At 40.9% G+C, this 4,003-nt stretch carries 3 protein-coding genes; 2 read left to right on the top strand and 1 reads right to left on the bottom strand.

Annotated features, from left to right (window positions below; all coding sequences use genetic code 11):
* The first annotated feature begins 101 nt into the window (after window positions 1–101).
* Window positions 102–776 (top strand): hypothetical protein, encoded by a 675-nt coding sequence (locus tag CHL74_RS14915; RefSeq protein ID WP_094881968.1) that lies wholly within the window; start codon window positions 102–104, stop codon window positions 774–776.
* Window positions 777–995: 219 nt separating this feature from the next.
* Window positions 996–2,564, top strand: coding sequence for an ATP-binding protein (locus tag CHL74_RS14910; protein WP_094881967.1), 1,569 nt, complete (start codon window positions 996–998; stop codon window positions 2,562–2,564).
* A 68-nt stretch (window positions 2,565–2,632) separates the two neighbouring features.
* Here the strand turns inward: CHL74_RS14910 and CHL74_RS14905 are convergent, their stop codons facing one another.
* Window positions 2,633–3,538 carry an Rpn family recombination-promoting nuclease/putative transposase gene (locus CHL74_RS14905; RefSeq protein ID WP_094881966.1) on the bottom strand — a complete coding sequence of 302 codons (906 nt, stop codon included), beginning with the start codon at window positions 3,536–3,538 and terminating at the stop codon, window positions 2,633–2,635.
* Between the last annotated feature and the right edge of the window lie 465 nt (window positions 3,539–4,003).

The following is a 4,003-nucleotide window of genomic DNA, read 5'->3' as shown; positions in this document are numbered from 1 at the left end:
GAATCACTCAACTCCAAGCTTAAGGCATTTAGAGGCCAACTGCGTGGAGTTAGGGACATACCGTTCTTTTTCTATCGTGTATCGTTGATATTTGGGTAGGGATGCCACGGACTTTATCGGATGAGCCATTAAAAGACGATTTTGTAGTGTCAGAGAACAATATTGTAAGTGATTTCGTTGATTTCTACATAGACTATAACCAAGTAGAAGACGGAGGTACTTTGTATGTGAATCCGATTTTAAACGAAGAGCGTTCTTCCCAAGGAACAAAGATTGAAAAAGTTGATTATTATTGGGACGGGAAGCTTGTCTTGACAAAAACGACTGCTCCATTTATTTGGGATACGCAAGTCGTACATAAAGATACGGAACCACATTCATGGACTGTTTCTATAAAGTATCGTAATGCTGCAAATAGGACAAATTATTATAACCACTCTTTTAGCAATTTTACGACAATTAAAGATGATGAGTGCTTTACTTATTTTAAATTGATGTCAGGAAGAAAAGACTATGAATTAGGTGAAACGGTTAAAAGTATAGTGAAATCTTTTAAAGGTAAGAAATGCAGCAAGAAGACCTCCATCAAGTTATACTTTGATGATGAACTTATCGGAGAATCCTCTACTTTCCCGTATATTAACGAGTTTAAGCTAACTGACAAAAAAATAGGTAAACATATTATGAAATGTGCAATAACACAAAAAGAAAAAGATTATTCTTATACATATTATAATGAAGAAACAGTTATAATTACGCCATCAAGCAATATGTAATAGACAATTATGATCCACAGCTGCGTTCTATGCAGCTGTGGTTTTTTGATAGACGTATCTCTTTATAATATGTCACCGCCCAAAGATTATACATTGGCTTGTTATGTATAGAGCTGCGTAGCAATATCGTGATTTAGCGCACCATAACGATATTTGTATGCCCTTTAAATGATTTGTCAGTTATTTTTTGTATATTCGCATCGTAATAGAAAACAACTCATGAGTATGGCAAGAAAACTATATCCTTTAGGCATACAGACATTTGAGCGGATACGCACAGAAAACCGTTTTTATGTGGACAAGACAGAGTATATATATAACATGGTGCATACAGATAGTGCATACGTGTTCTTGAGTCGCCCGCGCAGATTCGGCAAGTCGCTTCTTGTCTCTACATTGCAGAGCTATTTTGAGGGTCGCAAGGAACTCTTCAAGGGGTTGGCAATGGAAAAGTTGGAAAAGGAGTGGACGGAATATCCCGTGCTCTGTTTCGATCTTTCTGGTGGAAAACATCAGGAGGAAGACCAGCTGAACAGGTATCTTGACTATATTCTTAAAGAAAACGAACGCAGGTTCGGCATCGAGTGTGACGCTGTGGATGCCAATGTGCGCCTTGCAAATCTCATCTCTTCCGTCTATAAGAAGACCGGCAAGCAAGTGGTTGTGCTTATTGACGAGTATGACGCTCCGTTGCTGGATGTGGTTCATCAGGACGAGCGGCTTGAAAGCTTGCGATATCTTATGCGCAACTTCTACAGTCCGTTGAAGCAGTGTGAGCCGATGTTGCGCTTCGTGTTCCTGACGGGTATCACAAAATTCTCGCAACTCAGCATCTTCAGCGAACTGAACAACATCAACAATATAAGCATGGATGAGGAATATGCCGGAATTTGTGGAATTACAGAAGAAGAGTTGCTCAGCGAGATGTCGGCAGATATTGACCGTCTTGCAGACAAATTGGAGTTGACTCGTGAGAAAACAATAGAAACGCTGAAATATAACTACGACGGTTACCATTTCACATGGCCGTCGCCTGACATATTCAATCCTTACAGTCTGCTGAATTGTTTCTCAAAGCAGAGTATAGGTTCCTATTGGTTCGGCTCAGGCACACCGACGTTCCTTATAGAGATGATACGCAAGTTTGGCACTACTCCAATAGAGATAGGCGAAAGGGAGATGGCTGACGTATCCGACTTTGACGCTCCCACAGAAACGATGGAATCGATAGTACCTCTGCTTTATCAGAGTGGATATATTACTATCAAGGACTATGACAAAGCAACCAATCTCTATGAATTGGGTATTCCTAACAAGGAAATACGCATAGGGTTGTTTAAGAGTCTGCTGCCCAACTACCTGTTGCGAAGTTCGCAGAAGGGAAAGGTAGCCATAGCCCAAATGTCTGTTTTGATAAAGAATGGCGATATTGACGGAGCATTAAATCTGCTTCAGACCTTCCTTGCTACTGTTCCATATTGCGAGAACACCAAATATGAGGGACATTATCAGCAGATGCTCTACATCATATTCGCCCTTCTTACAGATTATCGCATCCTTGTGGAGCAACGGACGGCTAAGGGTCGTACCGACATAACAATGGAGACACAGGACCACATCTACATAATGGAACTGAAATTCGGCAAGACAGCCGATGAGGCTCTTGCCCAGATAAACGCAAACCATTATGCCGACGCTTTTGCCATGAGCGACAAGAAAATTGTAAAGGTTGGAATCGGCTTCGATGTCAAAGACGAACGAAACATCACGGAGTGGAGAGTGGAGTGATAAAAAAAACGGTCAAGCAAGGCTAATCAATGAATGACAGCTCTTTGCTTGACCGATATTTCTTCCTCCTATAAAGAATATTGCTCTATTTCGTCTTTAGATATTCCCGTCGCTTTAGAGATGTCTTCAATTGACATTCCCATGTTCAGTAGATTACGTGCTACTTCAGCTCGTCCCTTGGCAAGACCTTCTACTAAACCTTCTTTACGTCCCTCCGCCCTGCCTTTTGCAAGTCCTTCCGCCCTGCCTTCCTCCATGCTTCTCCTATTGGAATCAACTACCAATAAGCGTTCAGCACCTAATTTGTCCCAAAAGTCATCGTAAGCAAGAAGTTCGTCTTTTGACATAGCAGATTCCTCTACAGCCTTTAAGGCTTTGGATGTATCGGGATTGTCCAGCAGTTCTTGCGGCACTTCCTTTGTATGTTCGTCAATTTCTGTCAGGAATCTGAGCCACAGCACAGCCATTTTCTTTTCCTTGACGGAATGTGCCTGGAATTTAGGAAGCTCCACGAATGTGAAATGCAGTCCCTCTATCACTTCATCGCTATGCAATTCGTGCACAACATTATAGTTATGGATAAACTCATCGGGATATTCTTTCATGAAAATCTCATTGACAAGATTGAGCGAGTAGACTGGTTGCAAAAACTCATACTTACGCTTCTTGTCAAGCTGACGCACAAAAGCCTTGGAAGCATTGAACAGCACACGCTGCTTGAATGCTTCAGTCCACAACATTTGCATCTCCACAATAAACTGCCTGTTCTTTACGTCACGACATCTTACGTCCACAATACTGTTCTTGCCTACGTACGTGTCGGGCACAAGCTCCGGCGAGATATATTCCACGCTCTCAATCTGCTCGTCATCTGCCAATGGCAGCAGGGCATTAAGCAGACTGATAAGCAAGTCCTTATGCTCACCGAATATCTTCTTGAATGTAAGGTCGGCTTTTGGGTCAAGATATCTCATGGGTGGAAATGTTTTAACGGGTTGACATTATTTATATTATGATGTAGCAAATTTACAAATAATAATTGAGATTTTCATTCCTACCTATTTGTTTTTCTGATAATTTTATATACATTTGCATCAGTAAATAGCCGTTTCAATAACTAACAATTTAAAACGATACAATATGGATAGACACATTAAGAATGGAATGTTATCCATGGGAGTATGGATACTTTTCGGACCACTGGAAAAAGTGTGTGGATATCGTAGTACAATAAAAACACTATATTGTCCGTTTATAAAGTCAAAGAACGGATAAATATGGAAAAGTATAGACTCCTTGCAGAATGTCTTTTGCCCGAACACATGCTGGATTGGTTCGACCTTAAAGACGTGTTTGTAGAGCAAAAGAAAGAAACAAAGCTTGTTCACATATACCTTGACGAAAACGAGCTGAGACCAGGTGACAGAACCGATATTCGT

Source organism: Prevotella sp. 885 (assembly GCF_002265625.1).
Taxonomy (GTDB): Bacteria; Bacteroidota; Bacteroidia; order Bacteroidales; family Bacteroidaceae; genus Prevotella.
The sequence above is the reverse complement of the archived record's forward strand: the minus strand, read 5'-3'. Positions and strand labels throughout refer to the sequence as shown.